The sequence below is a fragment of the Microbacterium sp. HMH0099 genome, assembly GCF_049384025.1.
In the GTDB taxonomy this organism is placed as follows: domain Bacteria; phylum Actinomycetota; class Actinomycetes; order Actinomycetales; family Microbacteriaceae; genus Microbacterium.
This window is the reverse complement of the sequence record NZ_JBMRJR010000001.1, coordinates 679,618-706,128: the sequence shown is the minus strand read 5'-3', so window position 1 is coordinate 706,128 and position 26,511 is coordinate 679,618. Positions and strand designations below refer to the sequence as shown.

Annotated in this window: 26 protein-coding genes; 10 read left to right on the top strand and 16 right to left on the bottom strand. The window is 72.0% G+C overall.

The annotated features are described in order from the left end of the window. Window positions 1–284: 284 nt before the first annotated feature. The 6 genes from ACO03V_RS03140 to ACO03V_RS03115 form a co-directional block, all read right to left on the bottom strand. Entirely contained in the window at window positions 285–1,193 is a 909-nt protein-coding gene (locus ACO03V_RS03140; RefSeq protein ID WP_367733900.1) for a carbohydrate ABC transporter permease, read from the bottom strand. Window positions 1,194–1,202: 9 nt separating this feature from the next. Continuing rightward, window positions 1,203–2,132: a carbohydrate ABC transporter permease gene (locus tag ACO03V_RS03135; protein WP_367733901.1), complete on the bottom strand. Its 930-nt coding sequence runs from the start codon at window positions 2,130–2,132 to the stop codon at window positions 1,203–1,205. Continuing rightward, the gene (locus ACO03V_RS03130; RefSeq protein ID WP_423136581.1) at window positions 2,129–3,421 is read right to left on the bottom strand and encodes an ABC transporter substrate-binding protein; all 1,293 of its coding nucleotides are present in this window, start codon (window positions 3,419–3,421) and stop codon (window positions 2,129–2,131) included. Before ACO03V_RS03130 ends, ACO03V_RS03135 begins: the two co-directional genes overlap by 4 nt. Beyond that, a complete protein-coding gene (locus ACO03V_RS03125) occupies window positions 3,418–4,470 on the bottom strand; it encodes a phosphotransferase enzyme family protein (RefSeq protein WP_423136580.1) in 1,053 nt (350 codons plus the stop codon). The genes ACO03V_RS03130 and ACO03V_RS03125 overlap by 4 nt, the downstream gene beginning before the upstream one ends. 173 nt (window positions 4,471–4,643) lie before the next feature. After that, window positions 4,644–5,084 carry a hypothetical protein gene (locus tag ACO03V_RS03120; RefSeq protein ID WP_423136579.1) on the bottom strand — a complete coding sequence of 147 codons (441 nt, stop codon included), beginning with the start codon at window positions 5,082–5,084 and terminating at the stop codon, window positions 4,644–4,646. Between the two features lie 70 nt (window positions 5,085–5,154). Continuing rightward, a complete protein-coding gene (locus tag ACO03V_RS03115; RefSeq protein ID WP_423136578.1) occupies window positions 5,155–5,772 on the bottom strand; it encodes a GntR family transcriptional regulator in 618 nt (205 codons plus the stop codon). Window positions 5,773–6,101: 329 nt separating this feature from the next. Between ACO03V_RS03115 and ACO03V_RS03110 the strand changes: the two genes are divergently transcribed. Continuing rightward, window positions 6,102–6,308 carry a cold-shock protein gene (locus ACO03V_RS03110; RefSeq protein ID WP_228162004.1) on the top strand — a complete coding sequence of 69 codons (207 nt, stop codon included), beginning with the start codon at window positions 6,102–6,104 and terminating at the stop codon, window positions 6,306–6,308. A gap of 25 nt (window positions 6,309–6,333) precedes the next feature. Here ACO03V_RS03110 and ACO03V_RS03105 read toward each other — a convergent pair whose 3' ends face one another. The 4 genes from ACO03V_RS03105 to ACO03V_RS03090 form a co-directional block, all read right to left on the bottom strand. Continuing rightward, a complete protein-coding gene (locus ACO03V_RS03105; protein WP_423136577.1) occupies window positions 6,334–7,467 on the bottom strand; it encodes a hypothetical protein in 1,134 nt (377 codons plus the stop codon). Beyond that, window positions 7,460–8,152, bottom strand: a complete 693-nt coding sequence (locus tag ACO03V_RS03100) for an HAD hydrolase-like protein (RefSeq protein ID WP_423136576.1) — start codon at window positions 8,150–8,152, stop codon at window positions 7,460–7,462. The genes ACO03V_RS03105 and ACO03V_RS03100 overlap by 8 nt, the downstream gene beginning before the upstream one ends. A 63-nt stretch (window positions 8,153–8,215) precedes the next feature. After that, window positions 8,216–8,911, bottom strand: coding sequence for an endonuclease NucS (gene nucS, locus ACO03V_RS03095; RefSeq protein ID WP_423136575.1), 696 nt, complete (start codon window positions 8,909–8,911; stop codon window positions 8,216–8,218). Window positions 8,912–8,920: 9 nt separating this feature from the next. Beyond that, on the bottom strand, window positions 8,921–10,162 hold the full coding sequence (locus ACO03V_RS03090) for an MFS transporter (RefSeq protein ID WP_423136574.1): 1,242 nt from the start codon (window positions 10,160–10,162) through the stop codon (window positions 8,921–8,923). Between the two features lie 77 nt (window positions 10,163–10,239). Between ACO03V_RS03090 and ACO03V_RS03085 the strand changes: the two genes are divergently transcribed. From ACO03V_RS03085 to mnhG, 7 genes are all read left to right on the top strand, one after another. Further along, the gene (locus tag ACO03V_RS03085; protein ID WP_423136573.1) at window positions 10,240–11,289 is read left to right on the top strand and encodes a LacI family DNA-binding transcriptional regulator; all 1,050 of its coding nucleotides are present in this window, start codon (window positions 10,240–10,242) and stop codon (window positions 11,287–11,289) included. A gap of 94 nt (window positions 11,290–11,383) precedes the next feature. Then, the gene (locus ACO03V_RS03080; RefSeq protein WP_423136572.1) at window positions 11,384–14,311 is read left to right on the top strand and encodes a Na+/H+ antiporter subunit A; all 2,928 of its coding nucleotides are present in this window, start codon (window positions 11,384–11,386) and stop codon (window positions 14,309–14,311) included. After that, entirely contained in the window at window positions 14,308–14,940 is a 633-nt protein-coding gene (locus ACO03V_RS03075; RefSeq protein WP_423136571.1) for a Na(+)/H(+) antiporter subunit C, read from the top strand. The genes ACO03V_RS03080 and ACO03V_RS03075 overlap by 4 nt, the downstream gene beginning before the upstream one ends. Then, on the top strand, window positions 14,937–16,490 hold the full coding sequence (locus ACO03V_RS03070) for a Na+/H+ antiporter subunit D (protein WP_423136570.1): 1,554 nt from the start codon (window positions 14,937–14,939) through the stop codon (window positions 16,488–16,490). The genes ACO03V_RS03075 and ACO03V_RS03070 overlap by 4 nt, the downstream gene beginning before the upstream one ends. Next, on the top strand, window positions 16,487–17,101 hold the full coding sequence (locus ACO03V_RS03065) for a Na+/H+ antiporter subunit E (RefSeq protein ID WP_423136569.1): 615 nt from the start codon (window positions 16,487–16,489) through the stop codon (window positions 17,099–17,101). Before ACO03V_RS03070 ends, ACO03V_RS03065 begins: the two co-directional genes overlap by 4 nt. Further along, entirely contained in the window at window positions 17,098–17,364 is a 267-nt protein-coding gene (locus tag ACO03V_RS03060; RefSeq protein WP_367733918.1) for a monovalent cation/H+ antiporter complex subunit F, read from the top strand. The genes ACO03V_RS03065 and ACO03V_RS03060 overlap by 4 nt, the downstream gene beginning before the upstream one ends. Before the next feature lie 5 nt (window positions 17,365–17,369). Next, on the top strand, window positions 17,370–17,744 hold the full coding sequence (gene mnhG / locus ACO03V_RS03055) for a monovalent cation/H(+) antiporter subunit G (RefSeq protein ID WP_387055265.1): 375 nt from the start codon (window positions 17,370–17,372) through the stop codon (window positions 17,742–17,744). A 206-nt stretch (window positions 17,745–17,950) separates the two neighbouring features. Here the strand turns inward: mnhG and ACO03V_RS03050 are convergent, their stop codons facing one another. From ACO03V_RS03050 to ACO03V_RS03040, 3 genes are all read right to left on the bottom strand, one after another. Beyond that, window positions 17,951–18,493 (bottom strand): SRPBCC family protein, encoded by a 543-nt coding sequence (locus ACO03V_RS03050; protein WP_423136568.1) that lies wholly within the window; start codon window positions 18,491–18,493, stop codon window positions 17,951–17,953. A 117-nt stretch (window positions 18,494–18,610) separates the two neighbouring features. Beyond that, window positions 18,611–19,318, bottom strand: a complete 708-nt coding sequence (locus ACO03V_RS03045) for an ABC transporter ATP-binding protein (protein WP_423136567.1) — start codon at window positions 19,316–19,318, stop codon at window positions 18,611–18,613. Between the two features lie 29 nt (window positions 19,319–19,347). Then, on the bottom strand, window positions 19,348–20,817 hold the full coding sequence (locus ACO03V_RS03040) for an ABC transporter permease (protein WP_423136566.1): 1,470 nt from the start codon (window positions 20,815–20,817) through the stop codon (window positions 19,348–19,350). Window positions 20,818–20,950: 133 nt separating this feature from the next. Here ACO03V_RS03040 and ACO03V_RS03035 point away from each other — a divergent pair, with 133 nt between their 5' ends. Next, on the top strand, window positions 20,951–21,673 hold the full coding sequence (locus ACO03V_RS03035; protein WP_367733926.1) for a response regulator transcription factor: 723 nt from the start codon (window positions 20,951–20,953) through the stop codon (window positions 21,671–21,673). Further along, window positions 21,670–23,112 (top strand): sensor histidine kinase, encoded by a 1,443-nt coding sequence (locus ACO03V_RS03030; protein ID WP_423136565.1) that lies wholly within the window; start codon window positions 21,670–21,672, stop codon window positions 23,110–23,112. Before ACO03V_RS03035 ends, ACO03V_RS03030 begins: the two co-directional genes overlap by 4 nt. 124 nt (window positions 23,113–23,236) lie before the next feature. Here ACO03V_RS03030 and ACO03V_RS03025 read toward each other — a convergent pair whose 3' ends face one another. Genes ACO03V_RS03025 through ACO03V_RS03015 form a run of 3 tightly spaced genes read right to left on the bottom strand, consistent with a single transcriptional unit; the run spans window position 23,237 to window position 26,384 of the window. Further along, complete coding sequence (locus ACO03V_RS03025) at window positions 23,237–25,174, bottom strand: YhgE/Pip family protein (RefSeq protein ID WP_423136564.1); 1,938 nt, start codon at window positions 25,172–25,174, stop codon at window positions 23,237–23,239. Continuing rightward, a complete protein-coding gene (locus tag ACO03V_RS03020; RefSeq protein ID WP_367734215.1) occupies window positions 25,171–25,782 on the bottom strand; it encodes a hypothetical protein in 612 nt (203 codons plus the stop codon). Before ACO03V_RS03020 ends, ACO03V_RS03025 begins: the two co-directional genes overlap by 4 nt. Next, window positions 25,782–26,384, bottom strand: a complete 603-nt coding sequence (locus ACO03V_RS03015; protein WP_367733929.1) for a TetR/AcrR family transcriptional regulator — start codon at window positions 26,382–26,384, stop codon at window positions 25,782–25,784. Before ACO03V_RS03015 ends, ACO03V_RS03020 begins: the two co-directional genes overlap by 1 nt. Window positions 26,385–26,511 lie beyond the last annotated feature (127 nt).

Below are 26,511 nucleotides of genomic sequence, written 5' to 3'. Positions count from 1 at the left end.
CGTCGTGCGCGACGAGACGCCGGCGGCATCCCGAGCCCGGAACGATCGCGGACGAGGTGGCGTTCCACCGCGGCGCGCACACGGTCGGCGGGGATCCGGGATCTTGGACCCCCGCCGACGGCGCCCCCTCGGGATTGGCGACCGGGATGAGGAGGTGCGGAGCGCCGCCGGTGCCGGACGACGCTCGCCGAAAAGCTAGCGACGTCCGGCGGCTGGCCGCTATACGTATTCGCTCGAATCGGTAGCGGTTCAGTGGTGCGCTCGCCGCCGGTCGGCGGGAGGGATCACCGGATGCCGCTGCGCGCGAAGCCCTGCACGAAGTAGCGCTGGAAGAGCAGGAACAGCACCACCATCGGGATCACCGAGATGAGCGCGAGCGCCATGCTGGCGCTGTAATCGGGGGTGGACTGCCCCTTCAGGTACAGCAGGCCGATCGGCAGGGTGAACAGGGCCGGGTCCTTCAACGCGATGAGCGGCCACGCGAAGTCGTTCCAGCTGCCGAGCAGCGTCAGGAGGGTGAGGACCGCGATGAGCGGCTTGCTGAGCGGCAGCACGATCTGCGCGAACGTGCGCAGGTGGCCGGCGCCGTCCATGCGGGCGGCCTCGATCAGCTCTTGCGGGATGCTGAGGAAGAACTGCCGAGCCAGGAAGAGCCCGAACGCGGCCGCGGCGCCTGGCAGGATGACCGACCAGTAGGTGCCGGCCAGCTGCAGTCCGGTGACCAGGCGGAACTGCGCCACCATGATCGCCTGGACGGGGATCATCATCGTGGCGAGGGCGAGGATGAACAGGATGCCGCGACCGGCGAAGCGTATGCGCGCGAAGGCATACCCCGCGAGCAGGTTCACCGTCACGGTCAGAACGGTGACGAACGCCCCGATGACGACGGAGTTCACGAACCATTCCGCGACGGGGAACCGGGCGAAGACCGTGGCGAAGTTCTCGGTGCTGAGCTGACTCGGCCAGAACTGCACCCCACCCGGACGGAACACCTCGCCGCGCGGGGAGAACGCGATGACGAGCATCCAATAGAGGGGGAAGAACACCACGGCGGAGGCCACGACGGCCAGCGCGATCCGCACGGCGAGGCCGAGCCGGGATCCGTCTCGACGTCCGCGGCGCCGCGGCGCCGGCTCGACCGGCGCGGGCGGCTGACCGACCGGGCCGATCTGGGTGAGGGTGGAGGAGGTCATGGATGCCTCTCACTCGACGGTGTCGCGCGAACGGCTCGTGCGCCACTGGATGTAGGTGAAGAGAAGGGTGATGAGGAGGATCACGACGCCGAGGGCGGCGCCGTAGCCCTGCTCGCGGATCTGGAACCCGTTCCGGTAGGCGTACGTGCCGAGCACCGAGGTCGAGAAGCCCGGGCCGCCGCCGGTCATGACGAAGACGATGTCGAACACCTGGAACGATGCGATGACGTTCATGATCAGCAGGAAGAACGTGGACGGACCGACGAGCGGGGTCGTGATGTGGCGGAACAGCTGCCACCGCCCCGCGCCGTCGAGTCGCGCCGCCTCGTACAGCTCGGGCGAGACGCTCTGCAGCCCGGCCAGATAGATCACCATGTTGAAGCCGATGCGCAGCCAGATGGCGGTGATCATCACCGATACGAAGGCCGCCGTCCCGTCGGACTGCCAGGCGACCGGGCTCAGTCCGACCGCCTGGAGCGTCTTGTTGATGATGCCCGAGCCCTCGCTGAAGATCGTGACCGCGATCATGCCGGACGCGACGCCGGAGATGACGAGCGGCAGCACGATGATGGTGCGGAACACGCCCTTCGCCGGCAGCACCGAGTTGAGGAGGACCGCCAGGCCGAGGCCGCCGATCAACTCCACCGGCACCGTGATGGCGGTGAAGAGGAGGGTGTTCCCGAGGCTCTGCCAGAACACCGGGTCCGCCACCATCCGGGAGTAGTTGGCGAGGCCGACGAACTCCGGATCGCCGAAGCCCTGGAAGCGCGTGAACGACAGCTGCACCGCGAAGACGATGGGGACGAAGAGGAACAGCCCCATCAACAGCATGTTCGGCGCGATGAAGCCGTACCCCGTCAGCGTCTCGCGGACGCGCGCCCGCCGGGGCCGGGTCGCCGGCGCGACGCCGAACCGGCCGCCGGCGGACGCGACCGTCATGAGCCGGTCGCCTGGCGGATGGCCGAGGTGAGGTTCGCCAGCGTGTCGGCGGTGCTCTGCCCGTTCACGAACGCCGCCTCGAGCTGGTCCTGCATCGAGACCGCGATCGGCGCGAGGTACCGCGAGGTCAGCTGCTCGACATCGGACGGCTGGATCGTCGCCGCCTGCTCGACGAACACGGGCATGACATCGGGCCGCACGGCGAAGTCGATCGACGAGGGGTCGATGTCGACCCGCGTCGGCAGCTCGTTCGTTGCCGCGCAGAACGCCGACATGTTGTCCGCCTCGACCATGAACTTCAGGAATTCGGCCGCCAGCTCGGGCTGGTCCGTCCCGCTGGTCGCGACGAGGGCGTTGCCGCCGAGGTCGGTGGCCCCGCGCTCGTCCACGGGCATCGGGAGGGCGGTCCACTCGAACCCGGCGAGGTTCTCGATGTCGGGGACGACGAACGAGCCGACGAACGCCATGGCGACCGACTCCTCCGTGAAGAACGCGTCGGCGTAGGTGGCGCCCTTGACCGAGCTGGTCGGGGGCACCCAGCCGTTCTCGAAGAACGAGCGGGTGAAGTCGAGCGCCTCGGTACCGGCGGCGGAGTCGATCGCGGGTGTCACCCCGTCCTCCTCCAACAGGCGTCCGTCGGCCTGGAACAGCCAGCTCAGCCAGCGCGGCGTGCCGCCGAGCTGCCAGTTGTAGACGAACGGATAGGTGTCGGCGGGCAGGGAGGCCTTCAGCGTCGCGGCCGCTTCGGCGAACTCGTCCCAGGTCCACGCGTCGGCCTGCGTGGTGGGCAGGTCGGTGATCCCCGCGTCCGCGAGCAGCTGGGTATTGACCAGCAGCGCCGACACGTCGGTCTGGTGCGGGACGCCGTACGGGGTGCCGTTGTAGGAGATCGCCTCCCACATGGCCGGCGTGAACTGCGCGATCTCCTCGTCGCTGACGTACGGGCTCATGTCGAGCAGCTGGTCCTGGCTGGAGTAGACGCCCAGGTTGCCGTAGTCGACGCGGAAGACGTCCGGCGCGCTGCCGGCCGACAGCTGCGCGTCGATGTTGGTGAACATCTGGTCGTAGGGGACGACGTTCAGCTCGACGGTGACGCCGTCGTTCTGCGCCTCGAACTCGTCGACGAGCTGCTCGAAGGCGGCCTGTTCGGACTCGCTGGACCAGGTCGTGAAGGTCAGGGTGCCTTCCGTCGTGTCGTTCCCGCCGCCGGTGAACCCGGCGCAACCGCTCAGGGCGAGGGCGGCCGCCGCCACCGTGGCGGCGGAGCCCAGCATTCGTGTGGTCTTCATCGGTCAACTTTCATGTCGGTGAACTCGCGGCTGAGGGGCAGCCGATCGAGTTCGGACTCGACGAGCGTCACGAGGCCCTGGGGGCCGAGGACGCCGTCGAGCATGCGAGAAGGGGCTGGGTCTGCGGGGTCCGCGCGGTCCAGCGCGGCGAGGAACGCGGCGGTGGCGTCCTCGACGGCTCGGACGCAGCCGAACCGGGCGATGCGCTGACGGTCGACGACGATGTCGGTGCCGTAGCCCTCGCGGAAGAGTGCGCGGTGCGCGTCGGTGAGCGGGGTGTCGAAGAGCACGCCGAGCTCGACGAGCATCAGGTCGAGCTCCCGCGGGGCGATGGAGGCCTCGTCGAAGTCGATCAGCCAGGGGCGGCCGTCCGCATCGAGGAGGACGTTGCCCAGGTGCGGGTCGCCGTGGGTGGTGACGCGGACGGACGGTGCGCGGAGGGTCTTCAGCGCCCGCTCGGCCTCGACGAGTCGCAGCAGCCGCGGGCGGGTGGCATCCCATCTCTCCGCGAGCACGGCGGGGGCGTCCCGGAGCGCGACGTCGACGTCGCCGACCAGTGCGCGCAGGGACTTCCGGACCCGACGGATGCCACGACGGTGGGGCCGCACGTCGGGAGGGGCGGGGTGGTCGTGCACGGTGCGCAGCATCCGGCCGAGAGAGAGCCAGTCGACGCTGTCCGGACCCAGGTCGACCGCGTCGACGCCGTCCACCCAGTCGAAGACGGTGATCAGGCGTCCGTCGTCGACGGTCCACAGACCGCCGTCCAGGGTGGGCCGGGGGTGCACGATGCCCGTCGCCCCCTCACCCGCGAGCGACCCGGCGACGGTCAGGCCGAACGTCACGTCCCGCGTGGTCACCTTGACCCCGTACTGGGCGCCGGCGGCATCCCGGCCCGTCCAGACCGATGCGGCGGGATCCCATCCGCCCTCGATCGGGACGAGCTCGCGGAGAGCCAGTCCGTACCGCGCGGCGACGAGCCCCGTGAGCGCCCGCGCCTCGTGCGAAGCGCGATCCTCCGGTGCTGCATCGTCGTCAGGGCCGGACGTCATGGCTCGGCGGCTACTCGCCGCCGTTGATCAGCGTCAGCCAGGAGCCGAACGGACGGGCCGCCTGCTCGTCGGGGAGGTTCTCGGCGTCGGGGGATTCGGTCGTCATCTCCCGAGTGTGACCCCGGGGGGATGCGCCCAGACTGCGCTTGACAAACGCGCGACGGGGTCCGCCCTCACTCCAGGGTGGGAGGCAGAACGTAGACGATCTCGTCGTCGTCGCGCTCGGACTCCACGAAGCCGATCCCGGCGAGGACGTCGTGCGCGGGGTCGTTCTCGACGGAGACGCACGCGTACAGGGGCCGGGTGGCCTCGCGGGCCGTGAGCTGGCGGACGACCTCGCCGGTGACGGCCGCGTCCGTGCCGGGCAGGAGGGCGAAGACGATCTCGCGGTCGTCGTCGACGGGCAGCACGGCGGAGAGTCCGCGCGGGTCGCCGTCGACCACGACCGCCTGGAGCATCACCGCGTCGTCGGTCAACTGCTCGTCGATCCAGGCGTCGAACGCGGACCGTTCGGCGAACGCCGCGCGCCGCCACGTCGGCGACCCGTCCTGCAGGAGAGGGAAGGCGGCATCCCGGTCCTCGTCGGTCACGTCTCGCAGCTCGATTCGGGGCATGCGGTCACCCTAGGGGGCTGCGGAAGGACCCGCGCGACCCTTGCGAGTCGGCGGCGAACGGGTCCGCTGGTCAGAACCGCCCGTGCAGGGCGAGGAAGAAGACCGTCGCGTGCCGGTGGTCGCGCTCGCCGACGGCGCGGTGCAGGTCTGCGAACAGGTCCGCCCGCGCGACGGGGTCGGTGACGGAGGGGGCCCATCCCTCGAGGTTGCGGCGGACCACGAGGTCGGCCTGACGCAGCGTCTCGCGGAACACGCCGTTGCGGCTCGCGCGGGTGAAGTGGGTGAGGACCTCGAGTCCGGCCTCGACGTACTCCGGGGAGGTCTCCGCCCGGCCCATGGCCTGCAGCAGCTCCGCTCCGCGGGCCACGTCGTCGTCGTTGTCCGTGCGGAGCAGGGTGACGTACATCGTCGTGGCGATCATGTGGACCACGTACTCGCGCATGTCGGAACGGGCCCGCTCCGACACCGGGGACACGCGGGTGTACCGGTTGGCTGCGACCTCGACCAGGCCGATCCGTTCCAGGCGCTGCAGGGCCTCGCGGACGGGCGTGCGGGAGATGCCCATGTGCTCGGCGAGGACCACGTCCCGCAGCCGATCACCCGGCTGCAGGCGGCCGTCCACGATCGCGTCTCCGAGGGCGGCGTACGCCTCGTCGACGAGAGCGGAAGCGCGTCGGCGAGTGTTCATCAGGGGCATCTTACGGGGGCGGAGTACCACAACATTCCGCCTGACAGGCGAAATTCACAGCTTCGATGTCGCACAGCGGCTGTCTGCGGTTGTAAAGTGATCGCCGTCGCGCTTCTGCGCGGCATATCCGGGGGGATCCGTCGACGCCCGGGCCTTTGAGCGAAGCTCGGCCCGGGCGTCGTATGGGCTTCAGGGGGTTCGCGCGATCGTTCACCGTCACGCGATGCAACGTTTGGATTACGGGCTCGCGGGCGATCCGCGCTCGCCGCTACCTTTGTGGGCATCGACCGGCGCGCTCGGCGTCGGCTAGAGCGAAAAACGGCGAATCGATGAGCACGCAGGGCACCGTCAAGTGGTTCAACTCGGAGAAGGGCTTCGGCTTCATCGCTCCGGATGAGGGCGGTCAGGACGTCTTCGCCCACTACAGCGCCATCCAGTCGGGCGGCTACCGCTCGCTCGAGGAGAACCAGCGCGTCGAGTTCGAGATCGCCCAGGGCCCCAAGGGCCTGCAGGCGGAGAACATCCGCCCGCTCTGACGCGCGTCCCGCGTCCCGACGCCCGTCAGGACGCGGATGCCTCGAGTGCGTCGCTCCACGCCGCCCGAGCGGCCACGAGCGCGCTGACCGGGTCGGTGGCCGCTCGCGCCGCGGCCAGCTCCCGCCGCGCCTGCTGCCGGCGGAGCCGCGCGTCCAGCGGTCCGCCGTCCGCGGCGGTCTCCGCGGCCGTCAGCGCGGTCCGCGCGCACGCGAGCGTCCCCGGGAGAGCCGCACGCGCCGCCTCGATGCGCTGACGCGTCGTGACGGAGCCGAGGGGCGCGGCGTCCATCCGTTCCCGGGCGCGCGCGACGGCCGCGATCGCCGCTCGCGGACGGCGTGTGGCGGTCTCCGCCGCGCGGTCCACGGCGCCGGCCGCGTCGGCGAGGTCAGGACGGCCGGTCAGCTCGACGCGGACGGTCGCGATCTCCCGCTCGACGTTCTCGGCCGCTTGCAGCGCCGAGCGGTGCATCTCCTCGATGCCGCGCAGCGACCGCGCGAGGACGCGGGTGGCCCGCGTGGCCCGGTGCGGGCTGTCCGCCTCCCCGGCGGCGAGGGCGTCGTCCGCCGCGGCGCGGGCGTCTGCGGCCTGACGTGCCGCGGACTCGGCGTCGGCGATGTCCTCGACGTCGAACCGGCGTCGCAGCGCCTCCTGCAGCGGGGCGGGATCGCCGGTGGCGGCGAGCGTCTCGTCCAGGCGCGCCCGGGCGGCGGCGAGGCGGTCGGCGAGGGGTCGGTGCGCGTCGGCCCAGGAGTCGAGTTCCGCGCGGGTCCGCTCGACCCGCGCCACGGCGTCGCTCAGGCGCCCGCGGATGCGGACGGCATCCGCGCGCACCTCCGCGGGGATGCGGTTGGGGGCCCGGAGCGTCGCGACCTCCGTGTATCCGCGATCGCGCGTCCGAGCGGCGGCGGCGCGGGCGCGACGGAGCTCGTCCGGACCATCGATGAGGGCACCGGATGCCTCGACGGCGATGTCCAGGTCGTCGACGGCGTCGTCGAGGCGCAGCAGCGCGGTCTCGGCCTCGCGGCGGGCCGCTCGGGCGGCCTCCCGCGCGCGCGGCGACCGCCGGGAGAGGCGGACGACGAGGATCGTCAGGGCGGCGGCGAAGAGGACCGCGACGAGGCCGATGCCGAGGGGCACCAGCCAGGGGAGCTCAGCCACCGACGGAGACGTCGTCGGACACGAGCAGCACCGCGCGCAGCTCGTCGGCGGTGTCGACCGCGGCGACGGACCCGTCCGCCTCGTGCGGCCAGCTGAAGCCCCACCGGACGAAGACGACGGGGACGCCCGCGATGGCGCCGCCCTCGACGTCGTGATGGCGGTCGCCGATGAGGACGGGGCGGGAGACGTCGTGGCCGGCGGCATCCAGACGCCGGAGGGCCTCCTTGACGATGTCCGACTTCGCGCTCAACGTCCGCTCGTCGGGAGTGGCGCCCACCATGGCCTCGAGCACCGGAGCGAGTCCGAAGTGCTCCATGAGGGCCACGACCTGCACCTCGGGCTTGGAGCTGGCGGTGGACTGCGGCACGCCGGCGGCGTGCAGGTCGCGCACGATCTCGCCCACTCCGGGGTAGAGCTGTGCGCTGACCGTGTAGCCCTCCTTCTTGTTGAGGCCGCGGTAGAACGCGACGGCCTCGGTGGCCTCCTCCGGCGTCATCCCGACGTTCTCCTGGAACGACTCGAACATCGGCGGGCCGATCCAGCGCGACAGCTCGTCGCGGCGCGGCGCGGTACGCCCGAAGTGCTCGAGGGTGATCGTCAACCGACGGAGGATGCCCTCCGACGCGTCGACGAGGGTGCCGTCCACGTCCCAGAGGACGCACGACCAGGGGGAGCGCTCAGCCATGGACCCCACGCTACCCGCCGCCGCGTCCGGCCCGCCGCGCGGGGCGCCGTCCGCCGGTGCGCGTCAGAAGAGGCGGGGGGCGCCCGAGTCGACGCCCTTCATCTCGTCGTAATCGAGGGTGAGGCACCGGATGCCGCGATCGGTGGCGAGCACCCGCGCCTGCGGCTTGATCTCCTGCGCCGCGAAGACCCCGCTGACGGGGGCGAGCAGGGGGTCGCGGTTCAGCAGCTCGAGGTAACGGGTGAGCTGCTCGACGCCGTCGATGTCGCCGCGGCGCTTGACCTCGATCGCCACCGTGCCGCCGTCGTCGTCGCGCAGGAGCAGGTCGACGGGCCCGATCGCGGTCGGGTACTCGCGGCGGACCAGCGTCAGACCGTCGCCGACCACCGACACCTGCTCCGCGAGCAGGCGCTGCAGGTCGGCCTCGACGCCGTCCTTGATGAGACCCGGGTCGACGCCCAGTTCATGCGACGTGTCGTGGATGACCTCGTGGATGCGGACCAGCAGCGCGTCGCCGCTCTTCGCGTGCGTGACGCGCCAGCGCTCGACGACGCCGTCCTCGATGTCGGTCGCATCGGGCTGCTCGACGGTGAGCGCGCACGGCGGGCTCATCCAGTTGAGCGGCTTGTAGGAGCCGCCGTCGGAATGCACGAGCAGCGAACCGTCGCCCTTGTGCACCAGCAGCCGGGTGGCCAGGGGCAGGTGGGCGTTGAGGCGGCCCGTGTAATCCACGGAGCAGCGGGCGATGACGAGGCGCACCCGACGAGCCTAATCGCGACGGACGGGCTGGGCCGTCGTCGGCTTCTCGACGGGGAGGGGTCGCGCGGCGCCGGAGAAGAGACCGGATGCCACGATCAGCACGACCACGATGAGCAGCGTCGGCAGCAGGCCGATGTGGTCGCCGATCCAGCCGAGCACGGGCGGGCCGCAGAGGAACGCGACGTAGCCGATCGTGGCGGCGGCGGCCACGCGCGAGGCGGCCTTGGCCGGGTCGTCGGCGGCGGCCGACATGCCGATGGGGAAGCCGAGCGAGGCGCCCAGGCCCCAGAGGGCGGCACCGACGAAGACGAGCGGACCGAACGGCGCGAGGATGAACAGCAGCAGGCCGCCCGCGGCGGTGGCGGCGAGGACCCGGAGGACGACGACCCGGCCGAACCGGTCCACGACCGGTCCGCCCAGGATGCGGCCGACCGTCATCGCGACGGAGAAGACGGCGAGCACGGCGGGGCCCGCCTCCTCCGGGGCGCCGTGTCCGAAGACGACGGCCGAGGGCAGCCAGTCGTTCGCGCTCCCCTCCGCGAACGCCATGCCGAGCATGATGACGCCGAGCGTGTAGGTGCGGGGCTCGCGCCAGGCGGCCAGCGAGGCGTGCAGCCGCTCGCGCCAGTGCGCGCGCTCGGCCGGGGAGGCGGCATCCATCGTCCCCTCCCGCACCGGGACGTTCGCGACGGCGATCAGGGCGACGGCGAGGATGACCAGTCCGATGGCCGTGCAGTGCGCGAGGACGGAGATCTGCAGGCTCACCGCGACGAACCCGAGGCCGGCGCCGATGACCGTGCCGAAGCTGAAGAAGGCGTGCAGCAGCGGCATGATCGTGCGGCCGGTGGTCTTCTCGAGTGCGGCTCCCTCGACGTTCATCATCACGTCGACCGCGCCGTTGCCGAAGCCGAAGACGGCCAGTCCGATGAGGGCGACGCCGAAGAGCTGGACGACGTCCGACCCGATGCCGACGACGATCACCCCGACGCCGACGAGGACGAGTGCGGCGAGCATGCCGCGACGCACGCCGATCCGCGCCATCACGGCGGGCGCGATGGAGAGACCGGTGATGGATGCCACCCCCATGCCGAGCAGCAGCAGTCCGACGCCCGAGTTCTCGATGCCGAGGGACCCGCGGATGGCGGGCACGCGCGACGCCCAGGTGGCGATGCTCAGCCCGCTGGCGAGGAAGATCGCGCAGATGGCGACGTGCCAGCGGATGAGCTGGGAGCGCGTCAGGGTGGTGTCCATGCGGCCATGGTACCGAATCGTTTCGGCGTCGATCGAATCGATTCGTTCCGCGGCGTGCCGCGGGGTACCCTCGGGGGGTGAGCACCCGCCGAGCGACCATCTCGGACGTGGCCCGCGAGGCCGGCGTCTCGTTGTCGACCGCCTCGGTGGTGTTCAGCGGCAAGACACCGACGTCCGAGGCCACCCGCACCCGAGTGCTCGCTGCCGCCCAGGCGCTCGGCTACACCGGGCCGGACCCCCGGGCCGCCTCGCTCCGCCGGGGACGCTCCGGCATCGTCGGCGTCGTCTTCGACCAGCACCTCGGGACGGCCTTCCTCGACCCGGTCACGACGCACATGATGGACGGCCTCGCCGACGGCGTGTCCCGCCTCGGCGCCGCCCTGCTCCTGCTGCGCGACGACGGCGAGACCGTCAGCGAGCCCTCCCTCCACACCGCGCCGATCGACGCGGCGGTGCTGATCGGCTGCAGTCCGCGGATGCGCGACTCCCTCGCGGTCGTGCGGGCCCGCGGCATCCCGGTCGTCGTTGTCGAAGGGGATGCCGGTGAGGGGATCCCGCGGGTCCTGCTGGACAACCGCGAGGCCCAGCGCGAGGCCGCCCGCCACATCGCCGAGCTCGGCCACCGCGACGTCGCCCTGGTCACGCTCCCCGCCGACGCCGAACGCCGCCGGGGCTGGATCGCCGACGACGCGGAGGTCCGGGTCGACGTGACGGCCGACCGGCTCGCGGGAGCGCGCGACGTCTTCCCCGACGCCCCCGCGCTCGCCGCGGCGACGAGCTCGATCGACGAGGGCGCCATCGCGGGCCGCACGCTCTTCGCCGACGCGGAGCGGCGTCCCACCGCGGTCATCGCGCAGAGCGACCTCCTCGCGGCCGGCGTCATCCGCGCGGCCGAGGAGGCGGGCCTCGAGGTCCCCCGGGACGTCAGCGTCACCGGCTTCGACGGGGTTGTGGTGGACGGCCTCGCCCCGCACGTGCTGACGACGCTGGTCCAGCCGGCGACGGCGAAGGGGCGTGCCGCGGGTGATGCGGTCGCCGCCATGCTCGAGGACGGCGAGCCCTCCGGTCTCGACCTCGTCTGCACGTTCCGGGCCGGGACGACGAGCGCCCCGCCCTCTACCACGTGAGATACGGCGTCATGGGCGACGGATGCCTCCCGTAGAATAGAACGACACCCCGAGAGCCCGGGCATCCGCCCGTCGACCCCGAGGAGGCCCCACCTTGCTGGCGTTCCTCGGCGCGTTCGCGCTCGTCCCCCTCCTCCTGCCGATCCTCGTCGCGAAGATCGGCGCTCGCGCCTTCTACGTCGCCGCGATCCTGCCCCTGCTCGCGTTCGCCCACGCCATCGTCCTGGCACCGGCGGTCTTCGGCGGGTCGATTCCGTTCGAGGAATACGAGTGGATCCCGGCCATCGGCGTCTCGCTCTCGATGCGGATGGACGTCCTCGGGTGGCTGCTGACCCTGGTGGTCACCGGCGTCGGCGCCCTGGTCATGCTCTACTGCCGCTGGTACTTCCGCGGCAAGACGAACGGGGTCGGGCAGTTCTCGGCCGTCCTGCTCGCCTTCGCGGGGGCGATGTACGGGCTCGTGCTGACCGACGACCTCGTGGTCCTCGTGATGCTGTGGGAGGCCACGAGCGTCCTCTCCTATCTGCTCATCGGCTACTACCACGCGCGTGCCGCCAGTCGCCGTGCCGCCCTGCAGGCTCTCCTGGTCACGACCCTCGGCGGGCTCGTCATGCTGATCGGCGTCGTGCTGCTCGTCGTGCAGGCGGGGACCTCGAGCATCTCCGCAGTCCTCGCGGACCCGCCGACCGGCGCGGTCGTCGACATCGCGGTGCTGCTGCTGCTCGTCGGCGCGCTGAGCAAGTCGGCCATCTTCCCCTTCCACTTCTGGCTCCCCGGCGCGATGGCGGCTCCGACCCCGGTCAGCGCCTACCTCCACGCCGCGGCCATGGTGAAGGCCGGCATCTACCTCGTCGCGCGACTGTCGCCGGCGTTCGCCGACACGCCGTTCTGGCGACCCGTGCTCATCTCGCTCGGCGTCTTCACGATGCTGCTCGGCGGGTTCCAGGCGCTGCGCGAGCGCGACCTCAAGCGCATCCTCGCGTTCGGCACGGTGAGCCAGCTCGGATTCCTGACCGTGATGCTCGGGTACGGGACCCGGGATGCCGCCCTCGCCGGCGTCGCCCTCCTCCTCAGCCACGCGCTGTTCAAGTCGTGCCTGTTCCTCGTCGTCGGCGTCATCGACCGTCAGCTGTCCACGCGCGACATCGGCGAGCTCTCCGGCCTCGGCCGCCAGGCGCCCGTCATGGCGACGGCGTCCTTCATCGCGATCGCCTCGATGGCCGGTGTCATCCCCACCCTCGGATTCGTGGCGAAGGAGACGGCGCTGACCGCGCTCTGGCACGAGGCGACGGCGGGGTCCGCCTGGGGTCTCGTCGCCCTCTTCGGCATCGTGGCGGGCTCGGCGCTCACCGCCGCCTACGGCATCCGCTTCCTCTGGGGCGCCTACTGGACCAAGCGCGGGGTCGAGCGGACGGACTGGCCGGACCCGCCGATCGGCTTCCTCGCCTCGCCGGTGCTGCTCGCCGCGGCATCCCTCGCCCTCGGCTTCCTCGCGCCGATCGTCGACGGGTGGCTCACCCCCTACGCCGACGGCCTGCCCGCCGCGACGGCCGGGGTGCCCGAGCCGGAGTACCCGTACCACCTGGCTCTCTGGCACGGACTCGAGCCCGCGCTGTTCATCTCCCTCGGCACGCTCGCCCTCGGCGCGCTCGTCTTCTGGATCGTCCGACGCACGCAGCTGCACCGTCGCCGCCGCGTGCTGCCGTTCACGGCCAACGACGCGTACAACGCGGTCCTGCGCGCCATCGACCACTCCTCGGAATGGACGACCGCGCGATTCCAGCGTGGTTCGCTGCCGTTCTACGTCGGGACGATCTTCATCGTCCTCGTCGTCGCCGAGGGGACGGCGCTGCTCGCCTCCCGCGAGTGGCGCGCGCAGCTGGACGCCTGGCAGTCGCCGACGCAGCTGCTCGCCGCTCCCGTGATGATCGCCGCCGGCATTCTCGCGGTCCGGGCGCGCAAGCGCTTCACGGGCGTCGTGCTCGTCTCGGTCACCGGACTCGGCATGGTCGCCCTCTTCGGGACGAGCGGCGCCCCCGATCTCGCGCTCACGCAGGTGCTCATCGAGACGGTCACCCTCGTCGTGTTCGCGCTCGTCCTGCGCCGTCTGCCCGCGCGGATGGGGGAGCACAACGCCTCCGTCAACCCGATCGCGCGCGCGGCCCTCGGTGTCGGCGTGGGCGCGACCATGGCCCTCGTGGCGATCGTCGCGACCGGCGCGCGACAGGAGCTCCCGATCTCGCTCGAATGGCCGCCGCTCGCCTATGAGATCGGCCACGGACGGAACGTGGTCAACGTCGCGCTCGTCGACCTGCGCGGGTGGGACACGATGGGCGAGCTGTCGGTCCTCATCCTGGCCGCGACCGGAGTGGCGTCCCTCGTCTTCATCACCGACCGCAGCGACAACCTCGCCCGCCGTTCGGGAACCGCCCGGAGCGTGGTGGGACTCGCGCGCCGCCGCCCCCTGATCGAGACCGACAGCGGGGTGCGGGCACCGCGCGAAGGCGAGTCCGACGCCCCCCGGGCCTGGCTGGTGTCGGGCTCGAAGGTGCAGCCGGAGAACCGCTCGATCCTCCTCGAGATGATCATCCGGGTGCTCTTCCACTCGATCATGGTCGTGTCGCTCTACCTGCTCTTCGCCGGCCACAACCTCCCCGGCGGCGGCTTCGCGGGCGGTCTCGTCGCGGGCATGGCCCTCGTCATGCGCTACATCGCGGGCGGGCGCTGGGAGCTCGGCGCCGCCGCGCCCACGGATGCCGGACGCCTCCTGGGTGCCGGCATGTCCATCGCCGTCCTCTGCGCCATCGTGCCGATCTTCTTCGGCTACGCCCCGCTGCAGAGCTTTACCTTCGAAGGGGAGCTGCCGCTCATCGGTCATTGGGAGTTCGTCACCAGCACCATCTTCGACGTCGGGGTGTACCTCGTCGTGATCGGGCTCGTGCTCGACGTGCTCCGCAGCCTGGGCGCCGAGGTCGACCGGCAGTCGCAGCTGCCCGAGGATGCGGAGATGGCCGCCCCATGAGCATCTCCCTGGTCCTCGTCATCGTGATGGGCGTGCTGTTCGCCTGCGGCGTCTACGCCATGCTCGAGCGCAGCCTCACGCGCGTCCTCATCGGCTTCCTGCTGCTCGGCAACGCCGCCAACCTCCTGCTTCTCATCGTCATGGGTCGACCGGGCATCGCCCCCTTCTACGACGGAGGGGAGACGGATGCCGCGGAGATGTCGGACGCACTGCCGCAGGCGCTGACGCTCACGGCCATCGTCATCACGTTCGGCATCTCGGCGTTCCTGCTCGCGCTGATCTACCGCTCCTGGCAGCTGGGCCAGGCCGACACCGTCGTCGACGACGCCGAGGACGTCGCCCTGCGCGAGCGCACGGCCGGCGAGCCTGAGGACGCCATGGACGAGGAGTCCCGTTCCGACGACGAGGACGTGACGACCGACTTCGTCGGGGACGTCGCCTCGCCCATCCGCGTGCTCCACCAGGGCGACCTGTCGTCGCTGGTCGACGACGCACCCGTCGACCGCGTGGCCGTGCGCCGCGACGGCCCGGGCGTCCGCCGCGGCTCGGACGGGGCGGCATCCACCCCCTCCGAGACCGACGACGGCGCCGGGTCCGCGGACGGACGAGAGGACGGTGACCGCTCATGAGCGCGCTCGTGCCCCTGCTCGTCGGCATCCCGCTGCTCGGCGCTGCCATCAACCTCATCTTCGGCCGGCGCAAGAAGACGCAGATCGTCGTGTCGGTCGCGTCGCTGTCCGCGGTGCTCGTGCTGGGCGCCGTCCTGCTCGTGACCGTCGACACGAGCGGGCCCATCGCGGTCGCGCTCGCGGGATGGGACATCCCGCTCGGCATCGTGCTGTACGTCGACGTGCTCGCGGCGCTGCTGGTGGTCGTGACCGCCGTGGTCCTGCTGGCGGTCCTCCTCTTCTCCATCGGGCAGGGCGCCGCCGACAACGACGAGGACACCCCGGTCTCGATCTTCTATCCGGCGTACCTCATCCTCGGCGCGGGCATCTTCAACGCCTTCATCGCGGGCGACCTGTTCAACCTGTACGTCGGGTTCGAGATCCTGCTCGTCGCGTCGTACGTGCTGATCACCCTCGGCAGCACCGAGCAGCGCATCCGCGCCGGCGTCGTGTACATCGTCGTGTCGCTGGTGTCGTCGATCCTGTTCCTCGCCGCGATCGCGATGGTCTACGGCGCACTCGGCACCGTCAACATGGTGCAGATCTCCGAGCGCATGGCGCAGCTGCCGCAGGACACGCAGACGATCCTGCACCTCATGCTGCTGCTCGCCTTCGCCATCAAGGCGGCCGTCTTCCCGCTGTCGTTCTGGCTGCCGGACTCGTACCCGACCGCTCCGGCGCCGGTGACCGCCGTCTTCGCCGGCCTGCTCACCAAGGTCGGCGTCTACGCCATCATCCGCACCGAGACGCAGCTGTTCGTCTCGAACGACCTGAACTTCCTGCTGATGATGGTCGCGCTGGCGACGATGATCGTCGGGATCCTCGGAGCGGTGGCCCAGGCCGAGCTCAAACGGATCCTGTCGTTCACCCTCGTCAGCCACATCGGCTACATGATCTTCGGCCTGGCCATCAACACGCCGCTCGCGGTCGGGGCGACGATCTACTACATCGTCCACCACATCATCGTGCAGACGACGCTGTTCCTGGCGGTCGGCCTCATCGAGCGCCGGGCGGGGAGCACCTCGATCCTCAAGGTGAAGGGCCTCATGCGGGGCGCGCCGCTGCTGGCGGTGCTGTACTTCATCCCGGCGATCAACCTCGGGGGTCTGCCGCCGTTCTCCGGCTTCATCGGCAAGTACGCGCTCTTCGACGCGGCGGCCCAGATCGGGACGCCGGTGATGATGGTGCTCATCGTCGGCGGCGTCGTGACCTCCATCCTCACGCTGTACGCGCTCATGCGGGCCTGGAACCTGTCGTTCTGGCGCGAGCAGGAGGACTCGCCCGAGACCGTCGAGCGCATCGCCTACCTCGGCAACGCCCCGGCGGCCGGCATCTCGACCGAGAAGCGCACGATCCCGCGCATCATGACGCTCGCCACGGCCGGCATGGTCACGGTGACGATCGCGCTGACGGTGTTCGCCGGGCCGCTCCTCGACGCGTGCCTGCGCGCGGGTGAGCGCATCGCCGAGGGCGTCACCCTCGTGCAGCTGCAGGACGAGGGGGCCGAATGAGCCCGTCGCGCCGGTCTCAGATGTCGCTGTTCCTGCACCAGCTGCCGTTCCTCGTGTGGCTTGTCGCCCTGTGGATGCTCCTGTGGGGGCAGTTCACCTGGCTCGCGTTCCTCACCGGTCTCGTGGCCGCGATCTTCGTGACGCGCGTCTTCCGCCTGCCGCCCGTCGAGCTGTCGGGGCGGGTCAACTTCTGGTACGGGCTGATCTTCGTGGTCACGTTCCTCGGGGCGGTCGTCCGCGGCTCGCTCATCGTCGCGCTGCAGGTGCTCGACTTCCGCCGGCAGCCCGGAGCGGCGATCATCGCCGTGCCCCTGCGGGTGAACGACGACGTCATCATGGCGCACACGGCCGTCACGGCATCCCTCATCCCGGGGTCCCTCATCGTCGACGTGGACCGCGAGGCCCGCACCCTCTACCTGCACACGATCGGGGTGCGCTCCGCGGAGGACGCCGACCACCAGCGGCGGATCGTGCTCGGCTGGGAGGCCCGCATCACCCGTGCCGTCGGGTCGAGGGAGCAGTTGGCGACCCTCCGTGCCGACATCGCCGCGGCCGACGCCGACGCCCACCACGCGGCGCAGTCCCCTCGCGACGGACGGACGCTCCTATGACCGCGCTCACCATCGTCATCCTCGTCGTCTTCGCCGTCGCCGCGGTGCTGGCGCTCATCCGCATGGTCCTCGGACCGTCGATCCTGGACCGCGCCGTCGCCGCGGACGTGCTGCTGACCGAGGTGCTCTGCATCCTCGGGGCGGACATGGTCATCAACCACCACACCCGGTCGCTGCCGGCGATGCTCATCATCGCCGCCGTGGGCGTCTTCGGCTCGATCGCCGTCGCCCGGTTCGTCGCCCGGAAGGAGAACCCGAGATGACCGGACTGGATGCCGTGTTCGACACGATCGCCCTCGTCCTGGTGCTGATCGGCGCTCTCCTCTGCCTGACCGCGACGCTCGGTCTGCTGCGGTGGCGCGACGTGCCCACCCGCCTGCACGCGGCGACCAAGCCGCAGGTGCTCGGGGTGCTGCTCATCGTCGTCGCCGTGGTGCTCTCGCTCCGCACGTGGGAGGCGCTCGCCTTCGGCATCCCGGTGATCCTCATCCAGTTCGCGACGGCGCCGCTCGCCGCGCACATGGTCGGACGGGCCGCGTATCGCAACCGCACGACCGACGAGGGGTCCCTCTACGTCGACGAGCTCCAGCACCGCACGGAGGAGGGCGGCTCGATCGGGCCGGAGTCCCGTCCCGAGCGCTGACCCTGCGGGTCGTTCCCGCCGCGGTGAGCCACGGCGAAGGGCTTCGGCGGTGAGTTGGCGCAGATGTACGCCGGACTCCGCGCTTTGCGTACATACGGGACAAGTCACGGCTACGGGCTTCGGCGCTGAGTTGGCGCAGATGTACGCCGGACCCCGCACCTCGCGTACATATGGGGCAAGTCACGGCGAGGAAACCCGCCCGCGGGTCAGAGTCCGGTGCTGCGGACGTCCTCGAGCGCCTCGGGCGACGGCGTCCCGCCCACGGGCTCCGGCACCTCCGGCCGCTGCACCAGTTCGCCGGCGGCGCGCTCGGCGGCCCGACCTTCGGCGAGGAACGCCAGGCGGTTCAGGCATTCGTGGTTGCGGAGGCGCAGCAGCGGTGCCCACAGCTGGCGGGGGAGCCGCGCGGCGACACCGGACACCGGCTCCTCGACCATCGTCACCGCTGCACCGACGTCATGCGGCCGGACGTCGATGCGGATGACGCCGCGGCCCAGGACGCTCGCGCTCGGGCGGAGACGGAGCCGCTGCGGCGGCGCCCACTCGACGACCTCGGTCTCGTCGTGCAGCATGATCGGCCAGACTCCGAGGGAGTGATGGATCTGCGTCCCGACCCGGGGGAAACCGGGGTCGACGTCCCGCATGCGCGTGGCCCCCACCACCCACACCGGGTAGAGCCAGCCGTCTGAGAGGACGGCGAAGACATCGTCGGGCGTGCACTGCATCAGCCGGGTGTTGCGGGCGGCCATCGGGTCTCCTCGCGGTCGTTGTGGACCGACTGTAGCGCCCCATTTCGCGGGGGGCCGGGACTTGACGCGCGGGCGCGGGGGACGGCAGCGAACGCCCGTCCCCCGCGCCTCGTGAGGTCACGCGTGCGTGATGTCGGCGACGACGCCCTTCGCCAGACGGAGGCGGCGACGGGCGCGACGGGCGACGGCGGAATCGTGGGTGACGACGACGAGCGTCAGCCCCTCGGCGTTGAGCGTCTCGAGCACGTCGAGGATTTCGTCGCGCATCCGCTCGTCGAGGTTGCCGGTGGGCTCGTCCGCCAGCAGGACCCGCGGCCTCTTGGCGACCGCGCGGGCGATCGCGACGCGCTGCTGCTGACCGCCGGACAGCTCGCCGGGCCGGTGATCGGCGCGATCGGCCAGGCCGACCCGCGCGAGCGACTCGGTGACGCGCCGGGCGCGCTCGTCCCGATCGAGTCCGAGCGGCTCGAGGCCCATGTCGACGTTCTCGGCCGCGGTGAGCGTGGGGATCAGGTTGAAGCCCTGGAACACGAAACCGATCTGCTCGGCGCGCACGCGTCCCAGCTCGCGGTTGCCGGCGCGGGCGATGTCGAGCTCGCCCAGCATCACTGATCCGGTGCTGGGACGGTCGAGCGCGCCGAGCATCTGCAGCAGCGTCGACTTGCCGCCGCCGGTGGGGCCCTGGATGGTGACGAAGTCGCCCGCGGCGATCTCCAGGTCGATGCCGGCCAGGGCCTGGACGGTGCGGTCGCGCTGGCGGTAGGTGCGGGTGACGCCCCGGAGGCGGTACGCGGTGGCGGTGAGAGTGGGGGCGGTGAGGGTCATGATGTCTCCTTCGAGGACGAGGGGGCCGCTCACGCGACCGAGCGGAGGGCGGCGGCGGGGCTGAGGCGAGCGGCGCGCCATCCGCCGAAGGCGCCGGCGAGCACGCCTCCGAGGACGGCGATGCCGACCGCGGCGAGGACGACGACGGGGGTCACCGGGGCGCTGAGGACGATGTCGGTCGCCTGGGCCGCCGCCTGGCCGAAGCCGCCGGGAGCGCCGCCGCCGGGACCGCCCATGCCCTCCGGTCCGCCGGTGGTCTCGGCGGCCACGGACACCGTGGGGGAGATGACGTTGACGAGCAGGATGCCGCCGAGCCCGAGGATCAGGCCGGCCACGCCGCCGAGCAGCCCCTGCGCCAGGGACTCGCCGGCCACCTGCCGGACGATGCGGCCGTTCGACCAGCCGATCGCCTTGAGCGTCCCGAACTCGCGGGTGCGGCGGGCGACGCCGGAGATGGTGAAGAGGACCGCGAGGGCGAGCGCGACGACCAGGACGACGATCGACAGCCAGGTGCCGAGGTTCGTGATGAGCGACGACGCGCTGGACAGCGAGCCGGACACGGTCGACGCCAGCTCGGACTGCGAGCTCACGGTGGCGTCCGGAAGGGCGGTCGAGATCTCGCTCTGGACCGCGTCGATGGCGTCCGCCGAGGCGGCCTGCACGTACACGGTCGACACCACATCACCCACGCCCGCGAGGGTCTGCGCGACATCGAGGGGGAGGTAGACGTTCGCCGCGGTGTCCGCGTCGGCGGAGGCGGAGGAGACGATCCCGACGATCTCCATCGCCGTGCCGCCCACGTCGACCGTGCCGCCGACGGTGAGTCCGGCGCTCGCCGCGTAGGTGGCGTCCGCCACCGCGACGTTCGCGCCGGCGTCGCTCGCCGCGAGGGCCCGGCCTTCGGAGACGGTCACGGAAGAGAGCGGACCGATGGATGCCGCCGGGTCGACCCCGAGCACGCTGAACGAGTCGACGCCGAAGGCGCTGCCGCCGTCACCGCCGGGACCGCCGGCGGGGGGCTGGCCCATGCCCTGCCCGTCCGGGGCGGTGCCCTCGGTGCCCGTGTCCGTGCTGCGCTCGGGGATCTGCCCCGAGAAGGTCGTGTTGGTCAGGGCGAGGGCTCCCGTGGCGCCGGACACGCCGTCCAGACCGGTGACGGTCGAGACGGTGGCGGCATCCAGGGTCCCCCGCATCATGTCGGTCATGAGGCGCGACTGGCTGAGGGTCGTCGTGCCGTCGCTGGTCGCCCCGTCGTCGGCGCCGAAGTCGAAGCGGGGACCGCCCCCGCCCTCTCCCGGCTGCGTCTGCGCGCCGGTGACGGTCAGGTCGGTGCCGACGCCGTAGACCGTCGACAGCGCCTGCGTCTGCGCGTCCCGCACGCCCGCCGACAGGGCGTTCACGACGATCACGAGCGCGATGGCGATCGCCAGCCCGACCGCGACGATGACCGTCTGCTTGGTGCGGCCGGCGAGTTCGCGCCGCAGGTAGGTGCCGTACATGGTTCTCCTTCCGGACGCGGAGTGCGGCCGTCAGGGAGACGGTAGGAACGGGACCCTCACCGCTCCCTCACCGTTTCTATGAAGCACTTATGCCGCGTGGCGCGGCGGCGTGACAGCGTGCATGCTGGCATCCATGTCCTCACGCCCCCTGCCGCTCACCCGCCCCGACGGGTCGCCGATCCGCGCCGTCGTCGTCGATGACGAGGCGAACCTCAGCGAGTTGCTGCGCATGGCGCTGCAGAACGAGGGGTGGGACACGCGCACCGCGGCGAACGGCCAGGAGGCGCTGAACGTGATCCGTGAGTTCGGGCCGGATCTGCTCGTCCTCGACATCATGATGCCGGGCCTGGACGGGATGGAGCTGCTCCGTCGGGTCCGCGCGGCGGGGAACGACGCGCCCGTGCTGTTCCTCACGGCCAAGGACGCCGTGGAGGACCGCATCGCCGGGATCTCGGCCGGAGCCGACGACTACGTGACGAAGCCGTTCAACCTCGAGGAGGTCGTGGTGCGCCTGCGCGGGATGGCCCGCCGCCACGTCGCCGCCGCCGCCGAGGCGGAGACGCGGCTGCGGGTGGGCGATCTCACCCTCGACGAGGAGTCCTACGAGGTGGAGCGGGGCGGCGTCCCGATCAAGCTCACCGCCAAGGAGTTCGAGCTCCTGCGGTACCTGATGCAGAACCCGCGGCGGGTGCTGAGCAAGGCGCAGATCCTCGACCAGGTGTGGAGCTACGACTTCGGCGGCACCGGCAGCGTCGTCGAGATCTACGTTTCGTACCTGCGGAAGAAGATCGACACGCTCGGCGAGCCCCTCATCCACACGGTGCGCGGCGTCGGCTACACGATCAAGGCCTCATGAGCCGGCGCCGGTGGACCCTCCGGCGCACGCTCGTCGTCGGGACCAGCGCCCTCGTCGCGCTGGCCTTCGTGGTGATGAGCCTTGCGACGATCCTTTCGCTGCGGTCATTCGTGCTCGACCGCCTCGACCAGCAGGTGACCGAAGGGCTCTCGTTCGTCGCCGGTCGCGGATCGGGCGAGCCGCCCTCCGACGCCGGACGGCCTCCCGGGATGGATGCCGGCGACCCGGCGCCCCGGATCGGGTCTCTGCAAGCGGTGGTCGATGCCGACGGGAGCGTCCGCATGTCGGGCTACACCCGCTCGGACGGCACCCAGGTCGACCTGAGCGAGACCCAGCTAGCGCAGCTGGAGGCGGCGGTTCCGGCGGACGGCACCGTCGAGACCGTGGACCTCGGCGGCGATCTGGGCTCGTTCCGCGTGGCCGCGGCCGACCGCGACGGCACCACGGTCTACGCGGGGACGTCGCAGGCCGACGTCACGGCGACGACGACCGCGCTCACCGTCATCCTCGTCGCGGTCTCGGCGGTGACGCTGCTGATCGCGGTCGTCGGGCTATCGTGGCTCGTGCGGCGCAGCCTCCGGCCGCTCGACCGCGTGGCGGAGGTCGCCCAGCGGGTGTCGACGCTCTCGCTCGCGGAGGGGGCCGTCGACATCCCCGACCGGGTCGCCCCGGCCGACACCGACGGCGACACCGAGGTGGGACGCGTGGGGGCGTCGCTGAACGACCTGCTCGGTCACGTCCAGGCCTCCCTCGAGGCGCGGCAGCACAGCGAGGACCAGCTGCGCCGCTTCATCGCGGACGCCAGTCACGAGCTCCGCACGCCGCTCGCCAGCGTGCGCGGCTATGCGCAGCTCTCCCTCGGCGAGGGCGCCCCGATGACGCCCACGCAGGCCCGCTCGCTCGATCGCATCGAGTCGGAGGCCCGGCGCATGGCATCCCTCGTCGAGGACCTCCTTCTGCTCGCCCGCCTGGATGCCGGTCAGCCGCTGCGCCACGACGAGGTGGAGCTGACGCTGCTCGCGATCGACGCCGTGAGCGACGCGCAGGCAGCCGACGCGACCCACGACTGGCGCCTCGACATGACGGACGACCTCATCGCCGTGACGGGTGATGAGAACCGCCTGCGTCAGGTCGTCGCGAACCTGCTGCGGAATGCGCAGACGCACACGCCGCCGGGCACGGTGGTCACGCTGTCGCTCGCGCGGGAGGGCGGGGAGGCCGTGCTGCGCGTCGCGGACACGGGGCCCGGCATCGACCCGGCGCTCGCGGCGCGGCTGTTCGACCGTTTCGCCCGCGGCGACGACGCCCGCAACCGCGACGCCGGCAGCACCGGCCTCGGCCTGTCGATCGCCCGGGCCATCACCGAGGCGCACGGCGGACGCATCGCCGTCGACAGCGTCCCCGGCCGGACGGTCTTCGAGGTGCGGCTGCCCGCCTGACCCGCGCCGCGGCGGCTGACCCCGGGCGCGGTGACGGCCCGGCCGCACGCCGCGGCGGCCGCCTGACTGCCTCCGCGGGCGCGCCCCGACGCTGCGCCGTAGCGCCCCGCCCCGCCCGCCGCCGTCAGCCGATGAGGCTCGGCTGCAGATCCCGCAGCGTGCGGTGGTGCGTCATCCGGGTGACCCCGATCGCGGCGACGAGGACGCCGCCCACCATCCACGCACCGAGCACCAGCAGGTCCGGTGCGACCCGCGAGACGTCGCCCCCGTACATGACCTGCCGCATGGCATCCACGACGTATCCCATGGGGAGCACGTGGTGCAGGGCGGCGAGCGGGCCGGGAAGGGTCTGCCAAGGGAACGTGCCGCCGGCGGTGACGAGCTGCAGCACCATGAGCACGAGACCCAGGAACTGCCCGACCGATCCGAGCCAGACGTTCAGTGCCAGGACGATCGCGGCGTACGTCGCCGAGGCGAACAACAGGATGCCGAGCGCCGCCCACGGGTTGGCGAACGAGAACTGCAACGCGACAGCGAGCACCGTGAAGAGTCCCACCATCTGCAGGGCACCGAGGCCGGCGGGAGTGAGCCACCCGGCGAGGGTGACGCGCACGGGGGAGCGCAGGGCGGTCACCGCCCGCTTGGACACGGGCTTCACGATGAGGAAGAGCGCATAGATCCCGATCCAGCCGGCCAGCGCCGCGAAGAACGGGGCCAGTCCGGCGCCGTAGTTCTGCGCCTTCGTGACGGCGCTCGTGCCGACCGCGACCGGGTCGGAGATCGCGTCGGCCTGGGCCTGCCGCGTGGCGTCGTCGGAGTCGGGGATCTGGTCCACGCCCGCGGCGAGACCGTCGCGGAGCTGCACGGCGCCCGCGGAGAGCTGTCCGATCCCGTCGTCGAGAGCGGCCGCGCCGTCGCGCAGCCGCGCGGAGCCGTCGCGGAGCTGAGCGGCCCCGGATGCCGCGGAGGCGGCGCCGGCGGCGAGGCTCGCGGCCCCGTCGTCGGCGGAGGCCGCCCCCGTGGCGAGGGCGGCGCTGCCGGAGGCGACCTGACGCGCGCCGGCGTCGAGCTGGTCGATCTGGGCGACGGTGTCCTGCACGCGCGTGTCGGCCGCGCTGAGCCGCTCGCCGACGGGATCGAGGCGCGCGAGGATGTCGTCGACACGGGCCTGGTCGAGCCCCGCGTCGGTCAGGGCGGCGGCGATGTCGGCCCGCGCCTGCGGCAGCTGGGCGGCGGCGTCGCCGGCGACGGTCCCGACTTGCTGTGCCGCGGCGTCGATCCTGTCCACGCCGGCGGCGACCTGCTGCGCTCCGTCCGCCACCTGGGCGGACCCGTCGCGCAGCTGCGACGTCCCCTCGTGCAGCCGCGCGGCGCCGTCCGCCAGCTGGGCGGTTCCGTCCGCCAGCTGCGCCGAGCCGTCCGCGAGGGTCGTCGATCCGTCGACGAGCTGTGCGGACCCGTCCGCCGCGGTCGCGAGTCCGTCGACGAGCCGGGTCGCGCCGTCCGTGGCATCCACGAGGTTCACCCGGATGGTGTGGAGGGCGTCGAGCAGGGTTAGTCCCGCCTCGTCGATGACCTTCTGCGCGACGGAGGACTGGATGCGGGCGACGGCCTGCGTCCCGATCGTCGAGGCGAGGTAATTGTTCGCGTCGTTCGTGCGGAGCTCGATGTCGGCCTGCCGCGGGGCGTCGGTCGCGAGCGAGGCGACGGCGTCGGTGAAGTCGGCGGGAAGGGTGACGACGAAGTCGAAGTCGCCGGCCGACAGTCCCGCGTCGGCCGCGTCGGATGACACCCGGTGCCACTCGAAGGTGCCGTCGTCCAGAAGCTGCGTGGCGGCCTCGTCGCCGAGGTTGCGGTCCTGACCGTTCACCTCGCCGCCGTCGTCGTCGACCACGAGGGCGACCGGGACGCTCGACAGGTTGCCGTACGGGTCCTGGTTGGCCCAGAGGTACAGGCCGCCGTAGAGGATCGGGACGGCGAGCAGCGCCACGAGGGCGATGACGGACATGCGGGTCGCGGTCAGGCGACGCAGCTCCGCCGCGATCATCTGCGGGATCCTCACCGGTCCACCTCCGCCAGCTCGAGCGCGTCGACGGCCGTGCGGGACGCCTGACCGGCGATGACGAGTACGGCGTACCCGCGGTCGGCGAACTCCCGCGCGATGCGCCACCAGGCGTCGGGCTGTCCGCCGTGACGGTCGGGGGCGACCAGGACGAGCCCCTCGACGCCCTTCCGCAGGACGGCGAGCTCCAGCAGAAGACGGACCCGGGCGGCGGGGTCGACGTTGCCCACGGGCAGCGTCCCGATCCCGGCCAGACCGATCTCCTCCAGCCAACGTGCGGCGGCGAACGGCGTGGGAGCTCGGCCGGCGAACATGAGCTCCTCGGCGACGACCCCCGTGACGGAGACGTTCGGCTCCGGCTCCGAGACCACCGGTGCGTCGACGAGTGCGACGCGCCGGCGGATCGCCGCGGCATCCGTCCGTCCGTCGATCGTGACCGTCCCGCTGTCGACCTTCATGCGACCGGATGCCACGAGCCCGAGCACCGTCGGACGTTGCTCCGTCTCGGCGACGACCAGGGTCGCGCGACCGGTCTCGACGGAGGCGGTGGTCTCGGGGAGGGCGCGCTGCGCGCGGCCCTTGGCCACCGCGTCGAGGACGATCCGCATCACGCCTCCAGGTCCGGGTTCTGGGCGAGCAGCGCGCGCGCCTCGGTCCACGACAGTCCGGCGATGCCCAGCACCGCGCACACCGCGAGGGAGCGCGCCGTGGGCGAGCCGGCGTCGACGCGGGCGACGACGGTGCGGCCGGTCTCCTCGAGCAGCCGGGCGAGCGTGGGAGCGGGGACGTCCGTGCGGAGCTCACCGGCCTCCTGGCCGCGTCGCACGATCTCGTCGATGCGGCGGCGCAGCGGCGCGAGGGCGGCGGAGGTCTCGGCGAGGTGGGCGTCGTCGAGGGCGAGCGCGGCGGCGGCCTGCACGTGGGCGGCTTCGCGCCAGAGCTCGGATGCCAGGCGGGCGAGCGCCACGCGGGAGTCGCGGTCGTCGACGGTCTCGGCGATGGCGTTGAAGCGGACGGCTCCGGCGGCGATGACCTCGCGCACGATCGCGTTGCGGTCGTCGAAGTGGCCGTACAGGGCGCGGCGGGAGAGGCCGGCGCGACGGGCGATCGTGTCGATCGAGGCGCGCGGGTCGTGCCCGATGGCCGCGGTGGCGGCGGTCAGGATGCCGGCGCGGTTCTCGACGGCGTCGCGGCGGGAGGAGGTGGTCACGGAGGTCCAGTGTACGCCGAAAGTGCACAGGGGTGTGCAACTTCCGGTCGGGCTCGTCCTGGCGCCCCGTCCCCAGGACAGGAAGGTGCTCCGAGACATGCCGTTCCGCCGACGATCCGCCTGTTCC

Excerpts from the sequence above, each read along its gene's own strand:
- ACO03V_RS03060 (WP_367733918.1), top strand. The coding sequence starts at position 17,098 with ATGACCGCGCTCACCATCGTCATCCTCGTCGTCTTCGCCGTCGCCGCG.
- ACO03V_RS03120 (WP_423136579.1), bottom strand. The coding sequence starts at position 5,084 with ATGCCCCGAATCGAGCTGCGAGACGTGACCGACGAGGACCGGGATGCC.
- ACO03V_RS03040 (WP_423136566.1), bottom strand. The coding sequence starts at position 20,817 with ATGTACGGCACCTACCTGCGGCGCGAACTCGCCGGCCGCACCAAGCAG.
- ACO03V_RS03020 (WP_367734215.1), bottom strand. The coding sequence starts at position 25,782 with ATGCGGATCGTCCTCGACGCGGTGGCCAAGGGCCGCGCGCAGCGCGCC.
- ACO03V_RS03125 (WP_423136580.1), bottom strand. The coding sequence starts at position 4,470 with ATGACGTCCGGCCCTGACGACGATGCAGCACCGGAGGATCGCGCTTCG.
- ACO03V_RS03065 (WP_423136569.1), top strand. The coding sequence starts at position 16,487 with ATGAGCCCGTCGCGCCGGTCTCAGATGTCGCTGTTCCTGCACCAGCTG.
- ACO03V_RS03135 (WP_367733901.1), bottom strand. The coding sequence starts at position 2,132 with ATGACGGTCGCGTCCGCCGGCGGCCGGTTCGGCGTCGCGCCGGCGACC.
- ACO03V_RS03075 (WP_423136571.1), top strand. The coding sequence starts at position 14,308 with ATGAGCATCTCCCTGGTCCTCGTCATCGTGATGGGCGTGCTGTTCGCC.
- ACO03V_RS03115 (WP_423136578.1), bottom strand. The coding sequence starts at position 5,772 with ATGAACACTCGCCGACGCGCTTCCGCTCTCGTCGACGAGGCGTACGCC.
- ACO03V_RS03035 (WP_367733926.1), top strand. The coding sequence starts at position 20,951 with ATGTCCTCACGCCCCCTGCCGCTCACCCGCCCCGACGGGTCGCCGATC.
- ACO03V_RS03050 (WP_423136568.1), bottom strand. The coding sequence starts at position 18,493 with ATGGCCGCCCGCAACACCCGGCTGATGCAGTGCACGCCCGACGATGTC.
- ACO03V_RS03100 (WP_423136576.1), bottom strand. The coding sequence starts at position 8,152 with ATGGCTGAGCGCTCCCCCTGGTCGTGCGTCCTCTGGGACGTGGACGGC.
- ACO03V_RS03090 (WP_423136574.1), bottom strand. The coding sequence starts at position 10,162 with ATGGACACCACCCTGACGCGCTCCCAGCTCATCCGCTGGCACGTCGCC.
- ACO03V_RS03110 (WP_228162004.1), top strand. The coding sequence starts at position 6,102 with ATGAGCACGCAGGGCACCGTCAAGTGGTTCAACTCGGAGAAGGGCTTC.
- ACO03V_RS03140 (WP_367733900.1), bottom strand. The coding sequence starts at position 1,193 with ATGACCTCCTCCACCCTCACCCAGATCGGCCCGGTCGGTCAGCCGCCC.
- ACO03V_RS03045 (WP_423136567.1), bottom strand. The coding sequence starts at position 19,318 with ATGACCCTCACCGCCCCCACTCTCACCGCCACCGCGTACCGCCTCCGG.
- ACO03V_RS03070 (WP_423136570.1), top strand. The coding sequence starts at position 14,937 with ATGAGCGCGCTCGTGCCCCTGCTCGTCGGCATCCCGCTGCTCGGCGCT.
- ACO03V_RS03130 (WP_423136581.1), bottom strand. The coding sequence starts at position 3,421 with ATGAAGACCACACGAATGCTGGGCTCCGCCGCCACGGTGGCGGCGGCC.
- ACO03V_RS03030 (WP_423136565.1), top strand. The coding sequence starts at position 21,670 with ATGAGCCGGCGCCGGTGGACCCTCCGGCGCACGCTCGTCGTCGGGACC.